The 17,812-nt window shown below is 42.1% G+C and carries 13 protein-coding genes and 1 pseudogene; 8 read left to right on the top strand and 6 right to left on the bottom strand.

Features of this window, described 5'->3' with window-relative positions; all coding sequences use genetic code 11:
* Window positions 1–113 precede the first annotated feature (113 nt).
* The 3 genes from pckA to VNZ46_RS15745 all read right to left on the bottom strand — a co-directional run bounded on the left by pckA (window position 114) and on the right by VNZ46_RS15745 (window position 3,119).
* A complete protein-coding gene (pckA, locus tag VNZ46_RS15755; protein WP_325561020.1) occupies window positions 114–1,721 on the bottom strand; it encodes a phosphoenolpyruvate carboxykinase (ATP) in 1,608 nt (535 codons plus the stop codon).
* A 143-nt stretch (window positions 1,722–1,864) separates the two neighbouring features.
* Complete coding sequence (locus VNZ46_RS15750; protein ID WP_199074922.1) at window positions 1,865–2,215, bottom strand: translation initiation factor; 351 nt, start codon at window positions 2,213–2,215, stop codon at window positions 1,865–1,867.
* Window positions 2,216–2,234: 19 nt separating this feature from the next.
* Window positions 2,235–3,119 (bottom strand): diacylglycerol/lipid kinase family protein, encoded by an 885-nt coding sequence (locus tag VNZ46_RS15745; RefSeq protein WP_325561019.1) that lies wholly within the window; start codon window positions 3,117–3,119, stop codon window positions 2,235–2,237.
* Window positions 3,120–3,349: 230 nt separating this feature from the next.
* Here VNZ46_RS15745 and metK point away from each other — a divergent pair, with 230 nt between their 5' ends.
* Window positions 3,350–4,600, top strand: a complete 1,251-nt coding sequence (gene metK / locus VNZ46_RS15740; protein ID WP_325561018.1) for a methionine adenosyltransferase — start codon at window positions 3,350–3,352, stop codon at window positions 4,598–4,600.
* A gap of 202 nt (window positions 4,601–4,802) precedes the next feature.
* Here metK and VNZ46_RS15735 read toward each other — a convergent pair whose 3' ends face one another.
* Entirely contained in the window at window positions 4,803–5,342 is a 540-nt protein-coding gene (locus tag VNZ46_RS15735; RefSeq protein ID WP_325561017.1) for a biopolymer transporter ExbD, read from the bottom strand.
* A gap of 102 nt (window positions 5,343–5,444) precedes the next feature.
* Here VNZ46_RS15735 and VNZ46_RS15730 point away from each other — a divergent pair, with 102 nt between their 5' ends.
* From VNZ46_RS15730 to VNZ46_RS15705, 6 genes are all read left to right on the top strand, one after another.
* On the top strand, window positions 5,445–5,792 hold the full coding sequence (locus VNZ46_RS15730) for a hypothetical protein (RefSeq protein ID WP_325561016.1): 348 nt from the start codon (window positions 5,445–5,447) through the stop codon (window positions 5,790–5,792).
* Between the two features lie 170 nt (window positions 5,793–5,962).
* The gene (locus tag VNZ46_RS15725) at window positions 5,963–6,550 is read left to right on the top strand and encodes an RNA polymerase sigma factor (RefSeq protein ID WP_325561015.1); all 588 of its coding nucleotides are present in this window, start codon (window positions 5,963–5,965) and stop codon (window positions 6,548–6,550) included.
* A 423-nt stretch (window positions 6,551–6,973) separates the two neighbouring features.
* On the top strand, window positions 6,974–7,939 hold the full coding sequence (locus VNZ46_RS15720; RefSeq protein WP_325561014.1) for a FecR family protein: 966 nt from the start codon (window positions 6,974–6,976) through the stop codon (window positions 7,937–7,939).
* Between the two features lie 138 nt (window positions 7,940–8,077).
* A complete protein-coding gene (locus VNZ46_RS15715) occupies window positions 8,078–11,485 on the top strand; it encodes a SusC/RagA family TonB-linked outer membrane protein (protein WP_325561013.1) in 3,408 nt (1,135 codons plus the stop codon).
* Window positions 11,486–11,509: 24 nt separating this feature from the next.
* Window positions 11,510–13,108 carry a SusD/RagB family nutrient-binding outer membrane lipoprotein gene (locus VNZ46_RS15710; RefSeq protein WP_325561012.1) on the top strand — a complete coding sequence of 533 codons (1,599 nt, stop codon included), beginning with the start codon at window positions 11,510–11,512 and terminating at the stop codon, window positions 13,106–13,108.
* A gap of 71 nt (window positions 13,109–13,179) precedes the next feature.
* Entirely contained in the window at window positions 13,180–15,690 is a 2,511-nt protein-coding gene (locus VNZ46_RS15705; RefSeq protein WP_325561011.1) for a family 20 glycosylhydrolase, read from the top strand.
* A 34-nt stretch (window positions 15,691–15,724) separates the two neighbouring features.
* Here VNZ46_RS15705 and VNZ46_RS15700 read toward each other — a convergent pair whose 3' ends face one another.
* Window positions 15,725–16,585: an RNA polymerase sigma factor RpoD/SigA gene (locus VNZ46_RS15700; protein WP_325561010.1), complete on the bottom strand. Its 861-nt coding sequence runs from the start codon at window positions 16,583–16,585 to the stop codon at window positions 15,725–15,727.
* Between the two features lie 363 nt (window positions 16,586–16,948).
* Between VNZ46_RS15700 and VNZ46_RS15695 the strand changes: the two genes are divergently transcribed.
* Window positions 16,949–17,416: an Lrp/AsnC family transcriptional regulator gene (locus tag VNZ46_RS15695; RefSeq protein ID WP_133779261.1), complete on the top strand. Its 468-nt coding sequence runs from the start codon at window positions 16,949–16,951 to the stop codon at window positions 17,414–17,416.
* 4 nt (window positions 17,417–17,420) lie between these two features.
* Here VNZ46_RS15695 and VNZ46_RS15690 read toward each other — a convergent pair.
* Window positions 17,421–17,812: pseudogene (locus VNZ46_RS15690) on the bottom strand (DeoR/GlpR family DNA-binding transcription regulator); the annotation flags it as partial.

The raw sequence follows: 17,812 nt of genomic DNA, 5'->3' as shown, positions 1-17,812 counted from the left end.
TTCCGCTTAACAGAAGCATATATTAAAAGAGATTGTCCCCTATTAGGAGACAATCTTTCACAATTAAAACTAAAAAAAAAATTAAATGCAAATTTTTAACTAAAAAAAATGCTTTAAACCGTGATTTCGGTAATTTTTGGTAGTGAACTACGCATTTCTTCGTTGGCGTAAGCTTCAAACTGCTTAAAATTCTGGATGAATGCAGCCGCCAGTTCATTGGCTTTTACATCATAATTATGAGCATCACTCCAGGTGTTTCTGGGGTTCAGAATTTCAGCCGGAACATCAGGACAACTCACCGGCATGTTCAATCCAAAAACGGGATGTTCAGAAAATTCAACTTCTTCAAGCTGTCCTTTTAAAGCAGCAGTAATCATAGCTCGGGTATAAGCCAGTTTCATTCTTTTACCCACGCCGTAACAACCACCGCTCCAGCCTGTATTCACCAGCCAGACATTCACCTGGTGTTGTTTCATCTTTTCGCCCAGCAATTCCGCATAACGGGTAGGGTGTAATGGAAGGAAAGCCTTGCCGAAACAGGCAGAAAAAGTAACCTGAGGCTCCGTAACCCCAGCTTCTGTACCTGCAACCTTGGCTGTATAGCCCGAAATGAAATGAAACATCGCCTGTCCTGGATTCAGTTTGGAAATCGGCGGCAATACTCCAAAAGCATCGGCCGTCAGGAAGAAAATGTTCTTCGGAACACCGGCCATTGAGGGAATAACTGCATTATCAATATAATCAATCGGATAAGCAACCCGTGTATTCTCTGTTTTATCTATATTGGAAAAATCTACATTTCTGGTGCCAGGAAAATAATTGGTATTCTCCAGTAAAGCGCCAAAACGGATCGCATGATAGATCTGAGGCTCGTTTTCTGCGGTAAGATCTACGCATTTCGCGTAGCAACCCCCTTCAAAATTAAAAACAGTTCCATTTCCCCATCCATGTTCGTCATCTCCAATCAGTCCTCTTTTCGGATCTGCAGACAAGGTTGTTTTTCCTGTTCCTGAAAGACCAAAAAATATCGCCGTATCGCCATCTTCTCCAACATTTGCAGAGCAGTGCATAGATAAAGTCTTTCTTTGTTCAGGTAGAATAAAGTTCAGTACAGAGAAAATTCCTTTCTTAATTTCACCGGTATAGGCGGTTCCCCCGATCAGAATGACCTTCTTTGTAAAATTTAAGATAGAGAAATTAGACTGTCTGGTTCCATCCGCCTGAGGGTCCGCAAGAAAACCAGGTGCTGCAATAATGGTCCACTCCGGCTGTATCCCTAATTCTTCTTTTTCCATTCTCAGAAAAAGATTATTGGCAAACAGGTTCTGGAAAGCTTTTTCAGTCACCACACGAATCGTCGTTTTGAATTCTTCGTTTGCGCAGGCATAGGCATCCCTTACGTAAACCTGCTGCCGCTCCTTCAAATAGTTTGTTACCTTATTATATAAGGCATCAAATTTCTCCTCACTAAATTCAATATTGATGTCCCCCCAAAAAACAGCATTCCTGGTTACATCGTCACAAACAATAAATCTGTCTTTAGGAGAACGTCCGGTGAATTTTCCGGTGTCAATGGCCAGGGCGCCGCTGTCGGCAAGCGTTCCCTCGCCGTTTTTCAAGGCCTCTTCCACCAATTCTGCTACCTCCAGCTGGTAAAAAGCATTCTCGGAACTTAGGTTCAGGTAGCTTAAGTCCGGCTTTTGCAAAATAACTTTGCTCATAAATAAATAAGTTAGTCCGGCAAAGTTATATAGATAAAAAGGGAATAAGAACCATTTTTCAGGAAAAATTTTACTTATTGTCTCCCTTACACTAACAATTAAACAGCTGTAAAACAGGTATTTAAAAAAGAAATAATACGATTTTAGCCTCCGGCTTTCTTCACTTTAAAACCCTCTTTCTGCAACAGTGCCAGCACTTTATCCCTGAAATCGCCCTGGATCAGGATTTCACCGTCTTTACAAGCCCCTCCTACCCCGCATTTTGTTTTAAGCGTCTTCGTCAGTTTTTCCAGATCTTCCTCCGGTCCAACAAAACCGGTAACCAGTGTAACGGCTTTGCCACCCCTGTTTTTCCTGTCCAGCATCACCCTCAAGTCCTGTTGGTTGTTGGCAATACTTTCTTCAGCAGCCTCTTCCTGAGGATAAGTAAATGAAGGATCTGTAGAATACATGATCCCGCCAAAATCATTCAATACTTTCTTCTTCGTCTTCATTGCTTTAGTTTCTAAATCTTTATTCTGCAGGTACAATAATATTTAAGGATAAGGGATTAATGGAAATATCTATTTCAGTTCCCATAAAGAAAGGCTCTCCATCTATATGGATGGCCCCTTCTTTTGGACGGCTGATGTGAATCTCTTTCCCTGTGATGATCTCCACCATATCTGATTTATGCGTATTGCCCGTCATCATATAGTAACCCAGGACAGGCAAACGATAAAGCGGAAAATTCTTCACCACACATACATCAAGCAAACCGTCGCTTACCGAAGCCAGGGGAGAGATATGCGCATTATTTCCATACTGGGACGAGTTTGCGATACTCACCACAAAAGCTTTCCTGGTATAGGATTTACCATCAATTACGATGGTATAGGTTTCCGGTTTATAATCCAGCATCTCTTTTAAGCCCACTTTCAAATAACCTGAAAAACCTCTTTTCTTGTTTCCCGCAAAAACAGAACTGATATGGGCATCAAAACCCATCCCGGCCATGTTAAAATAGACCTTATCATTAAACGTGGCCGTATCAATCTGTTTAACATGCAGGTTATTGATCACCTGTATGGCCTTCTTAGGATTCATCGGGATTTTTAAAAACCTGGCCAGTCCGTTACCCGAGCCAAATGGAATGATGCCAAGCACCTTATTCTGAAGAAGCACCTTGGAACCGATCTCATTGATCGTACCATCTCCGCCTACTGCAACAATAATGTCAAAATTCTTATTGGCTGCCTCTTCTGCAATTTCCGCAGCATGGCCAACATACTCTGTTACACTATAGTTCGGATTAAACCTGGAACGGTCCAGATTAGCGTCTATAAGTGCCGGAATCTTTAATTTGTCCTTCCCCCCGGAAATCGGATTGATAATAAATAATATGTTAGATTTTGCCAAAAGTCCTGTATTAATGATTCTACAAAATAATCGATATTTTTTGACTATTTAAATATATATAGTAATTTTGCGTCATTAAAGTGGACTGATTTGCGATGCTATGTTAAAATAGCGGGATTGCAACCACGTAAAAAAAAGTGCTAACCATCATACACTTCCTTTTACTGCCTGTTTTACAGGATCATCTTCCATTTTACGTAATTATTCAGTATATAAATTAATTATTTAAAATGTCATATTTATTTACATCAGAATCTGTTTCTGAAGGTCACCCGGATAAAGTAGCAGATCAAATCTCAGACGCCTTAATTGATAACTTTCTAGCATTTGATGCCGACTCAAAAGTAGCCTGCGAAACTTTGGTTACCACAGGACAGGTCATCCTGGCCGGAGAGGTCAAATCCAAAACCTATCTGGATGTTCAGCAGATTGCACGTGATGTGATTAAAAAAATTGGCTATACCAAAAGTGAATATATGTTTGAGGCAAACTCCTGCGGAATTCTTTCTGCAATCCACGAGCAAAGCCAGGACATCAATCAAGGTGTAGACCGTTCTAATAAAGAAGATCAGGGTGCCGGAGACCAGGGAATGATGTTTGGTTATGCGACCGTGGAAACAGAGAACTATATGCCATTGGCTTTGGACTTGTCGCACACACTTTTACAGGAACTGGCTATTTTAAGAAGAGAGAACAAGGAGATCACTTATCTGCGTCCGGATGCAAAGTCGCAGGTAACCCTCGAATATGATGACAACAACAAACCTGTTCGCATTGACGCCATCGTTATTTCTACACAGCACGATGATTTCGATGAAGAAAGTGTTATGCTGGCCAAAATCAAAAAAGACCTGGTAGATATCCTCATTCCAAGAATTATTGCAAAATATCCTCAATACGCACATTTCTTTAATGACAAAATTGAGTATCACATCAACCCAACCGGTAAATTCGTGATTGGTGGGCCTCACGGCGACACCGGACTAACCGGCCGTAAAATCATTGTAGATACCTATGGTGGTAAAGGTGCACATGGTGGCGGTGCTTTTTCTGGTAAAGACCCGAGTAAAGTAGACAGAAGCGCTGCTTACGCAACCCGTCATATTGCAAAGAATTTAGTTGCTGCTGGTGTTGCAGATGAAATCCTTGTTCAGGTAAGTTATGCGATTGGTGTAGCTAAACCAATGGGAATTTACATCAATACTTACGGCACAGGAAAGGTGAATAAAACAGACGGAGAAATAGCTAAGATCGTAGAAAGCATTTTTGACATGCGTCCTTATTTCATTGAACAACGCCTGAAATTAAGAAACCCTATTTACAGCGAAACTGCAGCCTATGGCCACATGGGTCGTACACCAGAAACGGTAACCAAAACTTTCAGAACCCCTAACGGAGAAGAAAAGGTAGTTACAGTAGAACTGTTCACCTGGGAAAAATTAGATTATGTAGATCAGGTAAAAGCTGCATTTTCCTTATAATTAAAAAAACATTCCATAGAAAAAGGAGGCCAATTAGCCTCCTTTTTCTATTTATATGGTCCGGACCTGGGCAGGAAATGGTATGTATTCCGGCCGGAGTCAGTCCGGACTTACTCTGCTGGTAATACCCTATTAATCCGTACACACTCCATACCAGTCCCATTCTTGGTACGGCTCCTGTCCATTTTATTTAGGCTTAACTTTAAAGTAAAGCACGCTGTTTCATATAATCGGTTTCAGCTTTAAAGAAATGCTCATCATCAATGGCATAAGAGGTTACACCAGCAATCTTCATCGCGTCTAGCGCATCTACCAGATTCTTATAACTGGATTTTGCAGTGGGTTTGATAATTACAATCATAAATTTAGACAAATCATTTTTATGAAAAGCAAGGATCTCTTTCTTATTACGCAGCAACTGCTTGTTCAGATTCCCGTAGCTCGTTGTTTTAAGGGCGGTAGCCGCCCCCTTTTCCTCCCCCATATACCAGGCCACCCTATTATCCTTACCCAGAAGTACGGTCATTGTCCTTGAGGCCGGATATTCTGCGAAATCCACAGCATCCGCAACAGGCTTAGCCACATCCATTGCATTGAATTTGGACAAAGATGTGGTCAGCATAAAAAAGGTAATCAGCAAAAATGCCAGATCTACCATTGCAGTGAGATCAACAGCAGGTACGGATTTGCGTGTTCTCCCATATTTGGCCTTGCCATTTTGGGGAAGGTTAAGTGTTGCCATAAGCGTTCTTCTTTTTAAACAGGATGCATTCCGGCATTAAAATGCATAAGGGCAAACCATTTTTAATTGTGCTTGTTTTATCATCAGATAATTCGACCTATTATGGAACAGCCAGTAGAAATGAACACATTAAGCCAAATCTTAGAGAAACTGAGACAGAAAGGCCTTGACAATGAGATAAAAATGACCGACCACGGCAAAATGCAGGGTGTTGGTGTGAATAAGATCTATAGCCCCGAAGACCTGACCATCATTAAAACCTACCGTTTTGAAGGAGATTCAGATCCGGCAGACAACTCGGTACTGTACCTTCTGGAAGACAAAGATGGACAGATCGGTTATATTATGGATGCTTACGGCATGTACAGCTCGCAGGAAAATGCAGGTTTTGACGATTTTCTCAAGAAAATTCCAACTGCCGACCGTGATATGCAGGAATTGTTCAGCTGATCAGTCAATAAGTGCCTGTAAAAAAATAACAATCCAGTTTAAAACAAGCTTAAAGCCTGCCCAAAGCAGGCTTTTTCAATTCCCCAACCTTTAATCGTATAAAAATTAATCCATTACACTACCAATTTGATTAATTTTATATTAAATTCGTTTTAAAAATCTAACCAATTGTGAACGCTTACCACTCAAAAAAAGATGAGGAATTAATTTACCTCCTCCAAACCGAGGATGAGCTTGCTTTTACCGAAATTTACAACCGTTACTGGGACAAACTCTACTATATTTCCCACAAACTTTTGAAAGATACCGATGCCGCTGAGGAAATCGTCCAGGAAGTCTTTCTCATCATCTGGAAGAAAAGAAACAGCCTCCACATTCAAAGCCTCCATCAATATCTCGCAGCCATGACACGCTACGCTGTATTCCGGCACCTGGCCAGAGAGAAGAAATTCAACAAACAAGAAAACTCCGAAGGCATCCTGAATGCCGAAATAGCCGACGAAATAGATCTGGACAACAAAATCCTGCTGGAGATCATCACCAAACTCTCCAATAAACTTCCCGAAAAATGCCGCCTGGTCTTCCAGTACAACAAGATCCACGATCAATCTCTCCAGGAAGTCGCCGAGCAATTAAACATCTCCCAAAAAACCGCAGAAGCACACCTCACCAAAGCCCTGCGGGTCATCAGAGCCAATTTCGGCGACGTCAGCCACTTCACCTACTTCCTCGTTTCCCTCCTTTTCCTCAGAAAGTAAGCCTGCAAACAAACTGAACTACTAAACAAACTGCGCTTTAAACAAGTACGGTTAAACAAACTACGCAACTCAAAAAAATGCATAGCTAACCAACTCTGCAACTCAACAAAATACATCGCTAACCAATTGTGCAACCAACAAAACATTCTGCTAAACAAACTCTGTAACTAAACAAAAATACACTGCAAATACATAACCCCTTTCTTTCTACGCCCAACCGGATTCACCTCCCTACTTTATGCACCCAGAACAATGAATATTACTCCGAGAGGACCTCAGGGCGCCTTGCCATAAGAGCGCAGCGAGGCAAGGAGTCCAGTCCTCGAAGAGTTAATATTCATTGTTATAAAATAAATTTCATTTTGCACTAAGGGTGTTTATCCTCCATCAGACTCTATCCTATTAAACCAGGTTAAATAAACGATGAACAAACAAGAACTGAAACTTTTAGCCCAAAAGTATTTAGAAGGAACAGCAACCGAAGAGGAAAAGCGCTTACTTAACCAATGGTACGATACCACCAACGACGGCTGGGTAGAACAGGTAAACACCAAAATACCAGAAACCGAAGATCAAATCCGGCTAAGGATGTTGAACACCCTTCAGCAGCAAATCAACAATAAAACCCCGCAAGGTCAAAAAACCTCTTCCTGGAAACGCCTGCTTACCTGGTCCGTTTCTGCAGCTGCCCTGCTCCTGACTGGTATCTTCACCTGGCAACTGGCCGCTAAAAAAGAAGTCCCTAAACTGGTCAGTGTACCCGATCATAAAATTATAGAGATTGTACTGCCCGACAGTTCCAAAGTCTGGCTGAATGCAGGTTCGATATTCAAATACCCTAAAACCTTCGATCAAAAAAACCGTACCGTTGAACTCATTGAGGGCCGCGCTTATTTTGAAATCAAACACCGCGACAAACACCCCTTCATTGTAAAAACGAAAAGTTTAAATGTAACCGTGCTGGGTACTTCATTTGATGTAAGGGCCTATCAGAAAGAAGGCACCACCAAAGTGAACGTTGTGACAGGTAAAGTGGGCATTACCCTTAAAAATGAAACCAAAAAACCGGCCATTATGCTGACACCAAAACAAGAACTTGTGCTCAGCAAATTAGACCACCAGATCATCAGGATTCCTACAAAGGAAATTGCAGTAAACGCCTGGTGCAAAAGCCAGTTGGTCTTTGAACAGGAAAACCTGGGCAATGTATTCCATGTACTTGAAAAGAAATACAATACCAAAATATCAGTCGACAATAAAAACCTGCTTAATGAACGCATTTCCATTACCCTGAGCAATCAGCATCTGGATACTGTGATGCAGATCTTAAGCTTCACCAAACATTTTAAATATCAGATGGCCAATGACAGCATAACCGTAATTAAATAGATAAACCTTGCTTAGCAGCTAAGTAAAGGAAAGAACCGGGAACACAGGGTGTCCCCGGAAATGATTTAGCCTCTGCATATATGCTTGAGACCCATAGACAGCAGGCTACAGTTTAACCGAATTAAACCTAGAACAAATATGATAAATTTTTACGGCAAAGTATTGCCCATACTCCGAAAATGCATGCGCATTTCTACAATTATTATCGGCATACAAATCTGTTTTACCACCATCCTGGCAGCAAAAGCTACTAAAGCCCAGGAAATGAACTTTAAGGTCGTTAAAGTAAGCGTAAAACAAGTCTTTAAGAGAATAGAACAGCAGGCCAATGTTACTTTCGTATACGATGAACAAGTACTGGGCAACCTGCCTACCCTTTCTCTGAACATCAAGAAACAACAACTTTCAGAAGTACTCAATCAGTTAAGAGAACGAACATCACTGGAGTTTAAACTGGTTGGAAACTATATCGGTGTTGCCCAGAATACTGAAAGCATGCCTAAATTAACCGAGAATATCAACCTTGTAAATATTACAGGGGTAATCAGGGATGCCGCAGGGCAGGCTCTTCCTGGAGTGAGTGTTTTTGTAAAGGGAACAAAATCAGGAACGCAAACAGATGTCAACGGTCGTTTCAGCCTGCAAGCCAGCCTCGGTGATATTTTAATTGTCACTTATATAGGTTATGCGCGCAAGGAGGTAACCATCACCAGTACCTCAGTAAATATAATTTTAACAGAAGATTCTAAAGCACTTGGAGAAGTTGTAGTGACTGCCCTGGGTATTAAAAAATCAGAGAAATCGGTAACCTATTCTACTCAGCAAATAGGCGGTTCAGAACTCACCAGGGTAAAAAGTGATAATCTGATGAATTCGCTGAATGGAAAAATTGCCGGTGTAACCATCTCACCAAGTGCATCTGGAGTGGGCGGCTCGGCAAAGGTGATATTAAGGGGTAATAAATCAGCTGGAGGGAACAATCAACCACTCTATGTTATTGATGGTGTACCCATTTCCAATGGCTCAAATGCCAATGGACAACCGAATAATACTTTTGGTACAAATGTAGGCCAGGGGGGTTCGGGTACTACGGCGATTAGCCCTAGCCAGGACGGAGGTGACGGTATCTCCAACCTTAACCCGGAAGATATTGAGAGCATTACAGTATTGAAAGGTGCCTCTGCCTCTGCTTTATATGGTAGCCAGGCACAGAATGGCGTCATTTTAATTACGACTAAAAAAGGCAAGGCGGGAAAAACCACCATCAACTTTTCATCTTCCATTACAATGGACCGCATTGCTTACAAACCTCAATTTCAAAACAGCTATGGACAAACAACTGGCGGAGCAGATAGCTGGGGGGCAAAAATACCTTCTGCAAGCGACAACGTATCTTCATTCTTCCAGACCGGTACAAACTTAACCAACTCGATCAGTCTATCAGGAGGAACCGAAGCCGCACAATCTTATTTCTCCTATGCCAATACAACAGCAAGAGGTGTTGAACCTACAAATAAGTTGTCCCGTCATAACATTAACTTTCGGGAAACAGCTCGTTTTCTGAACGATAAACTAACTGTAGACGGAAACTTTAATTACATCACTCAAAAAATCAATAACAGTCCTGGTTTGGGCCTTTACTTAAACCCGTTAACCGGTTTATATTTATTTCCAAGAGGAAGAGATCTTACCCCTTACAAACAGTTCGAATTACCGGCAGTAGTAGAAGGTGTTTCTGTACCAACACAAAACTGGCCTTTCAACGAGGACGTGCAGCAAAGTCCATGGTGGATACTGAACCGTAATCCCAATGAAGCCAAACGTAACCGCATCCTGATCAACGCCAGTGTCAAATATGATATAACCAGCTGGATGAGCATACAGGCACGTGGAAATGTTGACCGCTTCACCGATGTGTACGAACAGGATTTATATGCAAACACCAACCCTGTACTATCAAAAGCAAACGGACAATTGTTACTAAGCAACCAAACCACTGAACAGAAATACGCTGATTTATTGCTGACTTTTGCCGTGCCAACCAAATCGGATATTAAAGTAGACGGCGTATTGGGTACCAGTATAACCGATGCCAGTACCACAGGTACACTTATTGGCCCGGATGCAAGCAACAGCTATAATGCGCCTGGCTTAACCATCCCAAATGTTTTCCTTCCTGAAAATATAACTACAGTTGCAGGCGGCCCGCCGGTTACAACTTTACCAAATAATCACAATCAAATACGATCCATCTTTGCAAATGCCAATATTGGATATAAAGACTGGGCTTTCTTAACGCTTACCGCCAGAAATGATTGGTCCTCAAATCTTGCTTTTACACCTAACAATTCTTATTTCTATCCTTCGGCTGGTTTATCTTTCATTTTAAATCAGCTTTTCAGCTTGCCTGAGGTTATTTCTTATGCAAAAGTAAGAGGTACCTATGCTGAGGTGGGTAATACTGTTCCTAATTATGTAACGAATCCTTTAACACATTTTAGTACAGGTGGCGGTGTATTGTTAAATTCTATAGCTCCTTTTCCAGAATTGAAACCTGAGAAAACCAATTCTTATGAGTTGGGTGCTGATCTGCGTTTCCTTGCAAACAGATTAAGCTTCAGTTTCACTTATTACAAGTCTAATACCAAGAATCAGTTTATTAAAGTTATCCCCTCTTTTGTCACTACCTATTCACAAGGCTATGTGAATGCAGGAAATGTACAGAACTCTGGTATTGAATTCATGCTGGGTTATGACGTCATAAAAAACTCGGACTTTACATGGAACTCTTCTTTTAATGGATCAGCCAATAGAAACAAAGTAATTGATGTGGATTCAAAAGATGGCATCAATCAGTTTATATTAACACCTAACCGCAACAACACTTACCAGTCGGAACTAAGAACAAATGGTTCCTTTGGAGATATTTTTGGAGTTACCTTTATGCGTGATAACCAGGGACGTATTCAGATTGGCCCTGATGGCAAACCCCTGGTAAACAGCGGATATAACTACATTGGAAACCCGAATCCTAAATTTCAGTTAGGATGGAACAACAGTTTCGATTACAAAAGATTCAGACTAAGCTTCCTTGTAGATGGAAAATTTGGAGGCCAGGTCTTGTCACTTACGCAAGCTGTATTGGATAAATATGGGGTATCCAAAGAATCTGGTGCCGCCAGAGACCAGGGCAGTGTGAATATCAATGGTGTAGATGCTGTGACCGGAAAAGCCATAAACAGTGTTGATCCTAAAACATGGTATACTTCTGTAGGTGGCCGCGATGGTATTACAGAAAATTACATCTATAGTTCGACAGTAGTCCGCTTACGTGAGGCATCTTTAGGTTATACCATTCCGTTCACCAAAGGAGCGATCAAGAGCATGAGGTTTTCTGTTATCGGAAGAAATCTTTTATACTTCTATAAAAAAGCACCTTTCGATCCCGAAGTTACCATGTCTACAGGAAACGGATTATCTGGCGTAGACGTATTTAGCCAGCCAGCTACCCGTAATTTCGGTTTTAACCTGAATCTTACCTTATAAATGTTCACTACTAAAATTAAGACAATGAAAACTCATTATAAATACAATGGATACAAGGCTATCTTGGCCGCTTTCCTCGCATTAACAGTATTCGTTTTTTCTGGTTGTAAAAAAGACTTCGAGAAGTTTAACACTGATAATACTGGTATTGGCGCTGGCAAGTTCCAGATCGGATTGGTATATCCAGGCATTCAATCTGCCATTTTTGGAGAAGAGGGAGATTACCAGTTGAACCAAAATTTAAATGCAGACTGCTATGCCGGCTATATGATGTCTCCAAATCCTTTCAGAGGAAACATCAACAACCTAAATTACAGCCTGGTAGACGGATGGAACCAGAATATCTTTGTGACTACTTATACCAATTCATTCTTTGCCATCAATGCGATAGGAAAGGCCGGAACAAGAACCAAACTTCCCGATTTCTGGGGTATTGCTTTAATTCTTAAAGTAGAAACCATGAACAGGTTAACTGATAAATTTGGCCCGGCAGCTTATAGTGCCGCAGGACAATCCTTAATTGGAACGCCTTATGACTCTCAGCAAAACATTTACAAGCAATTTTTTCTTGAATTGGATACCGCTGTCAGCAACCTGAATACTTTTGTAAAAGCTAATCCAGGCAAAAAACCTTTCCAGCAGTATGATATGGTATATGGCGGCGATTACACCAAATGGATCAAATTTGCAAATTCGCTGCGCTTGCGTTTAGCCATGCACATTGTAAAGGTTGATGTAGCTACAGCACAAAGTCAGGTGCTAAAGGCTTTAGACCCGATTAACGGAGGTGTACTTACTCAAAATTCAGATAATGCAGCTATTTCAGGCGGAGGGTACCATAATCCCTTGAACGTAATTACAACGGGATGGACGGATATTTCTCTGGGGGCCTCAGTAGAAACCTATTTGGTAGGCTATAATGATCCTCGTTTAGCTAAATACGCGTCGCCGGCCACTGATAAAAATTTTGCAGGCCAGTATAAAGGCATTCGTATCGGATCGGCAGTAACGGCCAAGCCTGGCTATAATGGATACTCCATCTTAAATCCACAAACTATCGTAGGGCCTAATTCTCCAATGATGATGATGACTGCTGCCGAAGTCTGGTTTTTAAAAGCAGAAGCCGCATTACGCGGATGGTCTGTTGCAGGCGACGCGCAAACCAATTATACCACCGGGATTCAAACTTCTATGGATCAGTGGGGCGTAGCTGCAGGCGCTTATATTAATGACGCTACAAGTTTGCCTCTTGCCTATGTTGATCCTTTAAATGCAAATAACAATTCCCCTGCAGTCTCAACAATTACCATAAAATGGGATCCTGCTGCTGGAAATGAGAAAAAGTTAGAGCGGATCATCACTCAAAAATGGATTGCCATGTTCCCGGAAGGTCAGGAAGCCTGGACAGAATATCGTCGTACAGGGTATCCTAAATTGTTTACTGCTGTGAATAATAACAGTAATGGAACTATAGATACCCAGATTCAAATCCGAAGGTTGCCATTTCCACAAAACGAATACTCTACCAATGGAGCTGAAATTCAGAAAGCTGTTCAATTACTGGGCGGACCTGATAATGGAGGAACAAGATTATGGTGGGACGTAAACAAACCTAATTTTTAAATAGGATTAACTCCAAAAAATCCCTGCTCAGGCGGGGATTTTTTTTACCTTCCTTTGTTTAAATTTGCCCTATGCTAAAGACTGTATACCTGACTTTGATTTCCATTTGCTTCACAAGCCCCCTATTTTCGCAAACCATTCAAAAGAATCAACTTATGAATCTGCACCTGAGTTGGGAAATCCTCGAGAACAATTATAAAGGCATTAACCAAACCAGATCTGCACTCACCATCCGTACTTCGAAACAGGAAAGCTTGCCTTCAAAGGGTTGGAAGATCTATTTCAACTTTGCAAGACCTATAAAAGAACAACCTATAACCGGAGGGATTTCCATTAAACCTATCAACGGAGATTTTTTTCTTATAGAACCTTTACCGGATTTTAAAGGCCTGAAACCGGGCGACTCTTTAAGAACGGAATTTGTATCGGGCGACTGGCTGGTGAATGCCACAGATGCTCCTGCTGGTTTTTATCTCATCAGAGACAATGAACCCGCAAAATACTACACCCTTCCTGCTGTGGAAGCCGTTCCCTCTACGCAAAACAAGCAGATCATGCGAAATGCCACTGATCACGTGCCTTTTAACACGCCAGCTCTTACCTTTGAGGAGAACAGGAAGATCAAAGATCTGGAACCAAAGATCAAAATCTTCCCTACACCAGCGCATTACGAAGAAACTGCTGCTGTATTTAAGCTCAGTTCGGGCACCGTTGTTATAGCCGATCCGGCTTTCCGGTCTGAGTCTGCCCACCTGCAGCATTTTCTGAAGGGCTTATTGAACACCGGCGGAAAAACCGGAACCAGCATCCATTTAAACAAAAAGGATCTTCCCGAAGAGGCTTACGAGCTATCGGTAAAAAACAAGAGCATCAGCATTGCGGCTTCCAGCCCGGCCGGCATTTTCTATGGCATCCAGTCTTTAAAAACGCTGCTTCCTCCTGCTGCATTTAAAGGCAAACAGACTGAAATACTTGTTCCGGGTGTTGAGGTTTCTGATCAGGCCCGTTTTGGCTACCGGGCTTTTATGCTCGATGTTGCCCGCAACTTTCAGACAAAAAAACAAGTCTTAAAATTGCTGGACCTGATGGCTTTATACAAACTCAACACGCTTCATTTTCATTTGAACGACGATGAAGGCTGGAGACTGGAAATTCCTGCCCTGCCCGAGTTGACTACTTTTGGCAGTAAGAGGGGGCATACTTTAGATGAAAAGACACACCTACAGCCTTCGCTGGGTTCTGGTCCGGAAATCCAGGGTTCTTATGGCACCGGGTATTACAGCAAGGCAGATTTTATAGACATCTTAAAATATGCAACTGAAAGACATATTAACGTTATTCCGGAAATTGAATCCCCCGGACATGCACGTGCGGCAATCAAGGCCATGGCATCCAGAAATGACCCGGATTATTTACTTCACGATCCGCAAGACCAGTCAGAATACCGCTCTGTTCAATACTGGAATGATAATGTGATAAACGTGGCCCTGCCTTCTGTTTACCACTTTATTGAAACCCTGACCAGAGAAATTAAATCCATGTATTCCGAGGCCGGAGCACCTTTAAAAACCATACATTATGGTGGAGACGAAGTCCCTGCCGGCGTGTGGGAGAAATCACCTGCCGTACAGGCTTTGATGAAAAAGGATACCACTATAAAAACCACCGATGACCTTTGGGCTTATTATTACAAAAAGGTAGACCAGATCTTAAAAGCAGAAGGACTCTACCTCAGTGCCTGGGAAGAGGTTGCCACCCGCAAGGTGATGAAGAATGGACAAAAGGAAACGGTATTTAATGAGGATATGCTGGGCAAGAATGTACACCTGGACATCTGGAACAACATGATTGGCTGGGGGCAGGAAGATCTGGCCTACAAATTTGCGAACAAAGGTTTCCAGGTGGTATTGTCTGGGGTAAGCAATATGTATTTTGACATGGCTTATGAGAAATCCTTTGACGAGCCTGGTTATTACTGGGGTGGTTATATCGATGTAGAAAAACCCTTCAGCTTTATTCCTTATAATTACTACAAGAACACGACCTCAGACCGTATGGGCAATGTACTTCCGTCTGATTTTTTCGACAGCAAAGAAAAGCTGAGCGAAAAAGGCAGAAAAAATATTGTTGGTCTGCAGGCGGCTCTATTTAGTGAAGTGAGTAAAGGACCGGAACGGATGGAATACCTGATCCTTCCAAAACTATTGGGCCTGTCAGAGCGTGCCTGGTCAAAAGATCCGGAATGGGCGCAGGAACAGGACCCTAAGGAATCTGAACGCTTATATCAGGAGGCTTGGTCTGCATTTATGAACGCTATAGGAAAAAGAGAATTGCCAAGACTGGATTATTATGCCGGCGGTTTTAAATATAGAATCCCAGGTCCGGGGGCAGTCCTTCGTGGAGGCGCTGTAGAGGCGAACAACCAAATCCCGGGCTTCGTGATCAAGTACACTACAGATGGCAGTCAGCCAACGTGGAAAAGCAAAACCTATACGGGCCCGGTTAAGGAAAAAGGCACCATCAAAATGGCGGTCTTTAATCTGGCGGGCAGATCCGGAAAAACCATTACAATTCATCAATAATAAAAAAGGGCATTACACATGCCCTTTTTTATAACTATCTGTATTCCATCATGAGTTTCTTATTCAGCATTTCCCGCAAACTGCGTATAGAGGTGTCTTTAATCTGACGTACGCGTTCCCTGGAGATCTTCATCATATGAGCGATGTCGTCCATTCCGGTCACATCTCTCCCGTCGAGTCCGTAATACAGTTTGAGAATTTCTGCCTGGCGCTGTTGCAGCTTGCCCAGCATTCTGGCCAGTTCCTGCGAAAGGGAAGCCCCCTGAATTTCCGCATCGGCCGCAGGACTGTCCCCGTTCACATAGGTATCTAAAAGGGAAACACCCACTTCTTCACTTACCGTAGCATCGAGGGACAGGGATAAACCTGCATTTTCCATATAATCTACCACCTTATCTGTACCCAACTCGGTATAATCTGCCAGCTCTTCTAAAGTTGGCAGTCTTTCAAAACGCTGCTCGAGTTCTGCCATTGCCTTATTGACCTGCATAATCCCGTTCACCTGATTCAGCGGTAAGCGGATGATCCTTTTCTGATCTGCGATGGCCTGCATCATGGCCTGACGGATCCACCATACGGCAAATGAAATGAATTTAAATCCTTTGGTATGATCAAAGCGATGTGCTGCTTTAATTAAACCAAGGTTTCCTTCATTGACCAGATCTCCAAGGGTGAGACCCTGGTTCTGGTATTTCTTGGCGACAGAAACCACAAACCTCAGATTGGCTTTGACCAGTCTTTCCAAAGCAGCCTGATCGCCTTCTTTGATTTTAGCAGCAAGCAGAACTTCTTCCGGCACAGAGACCAGATCAATTTTACCAATGTCCGTAAAATAACGGGTTAAAGACTCTGAATCGCGGTTGGTTATTGACCTTTCAATTTTAAGATCTCTCATGGTTCGGTTGATTATCAAGTAATTAATCTTGCAACAAATCTGCAGGGTTTAGAACGTATTGCCTAGCAAATCGAAAACTTTAGAAAAAACGACTTGTTTCAGTCCGCTTTACCGAATATAATTTCATTTAAATCACTGCTTTTTTTACATACAAAATTTTATTCTAATGGCCCAAAACAGAGGTCAGATCCGGCAGATAGAAACAGAAAGTACACTATGCTATTTTAAGCCACCTTCTTTAAACACCTTGCAAAGCCCTAAAAAATTTGCAGTTTAACATTTGTTTTCTCTATATTTGACTACTCATTATTAACCTTATCCTGTTGCTTATATACACTAACCCATCAACCAACATAGGTTTTTATGAATATTTCCACGCTTGACGAAACAGATAAAGGAATCTTAAATTTATTGCAGAAAGATGCTCATTTAACGATTGACCAGCTGGCCAAACAATTAAAAAAGTCCAAGACGCCTATCTTTCAGAGAATGAAACGGCTGAAGGAACTGGGCTATATCAAAGCCTTTGTTGCCCTGCTTGACCAGGAAAAGATCAATCCACTTTTCATTGCTTTCCCGCACATCCATTTAACCAGCCATACAGAAGCCGTTCTGCGTCAGTTTCAGGACCAGGTTACCCAGTTCCCGGAGGTATTGGAATGTTATCATTTGACCGGAAATGTAGATTTTATGCTGAAGATTGTTTTACCGGATATGCATGCGTACAACAACTTTTTAAGAGAAAAACTGGCCAGCTTACCCAATATTGGAAATGTGCACAGTTATCTGGTACTTTCTCAGGCCAAACACGATACAGCCTTCCCTTTGTAAAGCTTTATGGCTGCACAATAGTTAAATTGATGCCTTTATCTTCCAGCATTTCTACCAATGCAGGAGAAATTCCGCTGTCGGTAATAATATGCTGGATCTGATCCAGCGCACAGATTTTACCCAAACCTCTTTTACCAAACTTTGAGCTGTCAGCCATCACCACCGTAACCTGTGCTGCGGTCATCATTCGCTGGTTTAACCGGGCTTCCATCAAACTTGTGGTGGTGAGCCCCATTTCCATATCAATACCATCTACGCCCATAAACAACATACTGCAAGACACATCGGCCAGGATCTGCTCTGCATATGGCCCCATTACAGATGATGAGTTTTGACGGAGCTGCCCACCCAGCTGCAGTACCTCCACATGCTGATGATGCGACAATTCCAGGGCAA

This window comes from Pedobacter sp., assembly GCF_035566355.1.
Lineage (GTDB): Bacteria > Bacteroidota > Bacteroidia > Sphingobacteriales > Sphingobacteriaceae > Pedobacter.
The sequence above is the reverse complement of the archived record's forward strand: the minus strand, read 5'-3'. Positions and strand labels throughout refer to the sequence as shown.

Excerpts from the sequence above, each read along its gene's own strand:
- VNZ46_RS15750 (WP_199074922.1), bottom strand. The coding sequence starts at position 2,215 with ATGAAGACGAAGAAGAAAGTATTGAATGATTTTGGCGGGATCATGTAT.
- VNZ46_RS15715 (WP_325561013.1), top strand. The coding sequence starts at position 8,078 with ATGATAAATTTTTACGGCAAAGTATTGCCCATACTCCGAAAATGCATG.
- VNZ46_RS15735 (WP_325561017.1), bottom strand. The coding sequence starts at position 5,342 with ATGGCAACACTTAACCTTCCCCAAAATGGCAAGGCCAAATATGGGAGA.
- VNZ46_RS15695 (WP_133779261.1), top strand. The coding sequence starts at position 16,949 with ATGAATATTTCCACGCTTGACGAAACAGATAAAGGAATCTTAAATTTA.
- metK (WP_325561018.1), top strand. The coding sequence starts at position 3,350 with ATGTCATATTTATTTACATCAGAATCTGTTTCTGAAGGTCACCCGGAT.
- pckA (WP_325561020.1), bottom strand. The coding sequence starts at position 1,721 with ATGAGCAAAGTTATTTTGCAAAAGCCGGACTTAAGCTACCTGAACCTA.
- VNZ46_RS15730 (WP_325561016.1), top strand. The coding sequence starts at position 5,445 with ATGGAACAGCCAGTAGAAATGAACACATTAAGCCAAATCTTAGAGAAA.
- VNZ46_RS15710 (WP_325561012.1), top strand. The coding sequence starts at position 11,510 with ATGAAAACTCATTATAAATACAATGGATACAAGGCTATCTTGGCCGCT.
- VNZ46_RS15705 (WP_325561011.1), top strand. The coding sequence starts at position 13,180 with ATGCTAAAGACTGTATACCTGACTTTGATTTCCATTTGCTTCACAAGC.
- VNZ46_RS15720 (WP_325561014.1), top strand. The coding sequence starts at position 6,974 with ATGAACAAACAAGAACTGAAACTTTTAGCCCAAAAGTATTTAGAAGGA.
- VNZ46_RS15700 (WP_325561010.1), bottom strand. The coding sequence starts at position 16,585 with ATGAGAGATCTTAAAATTGAAAGGTCAATAACCAACCGCGATTCAGAG.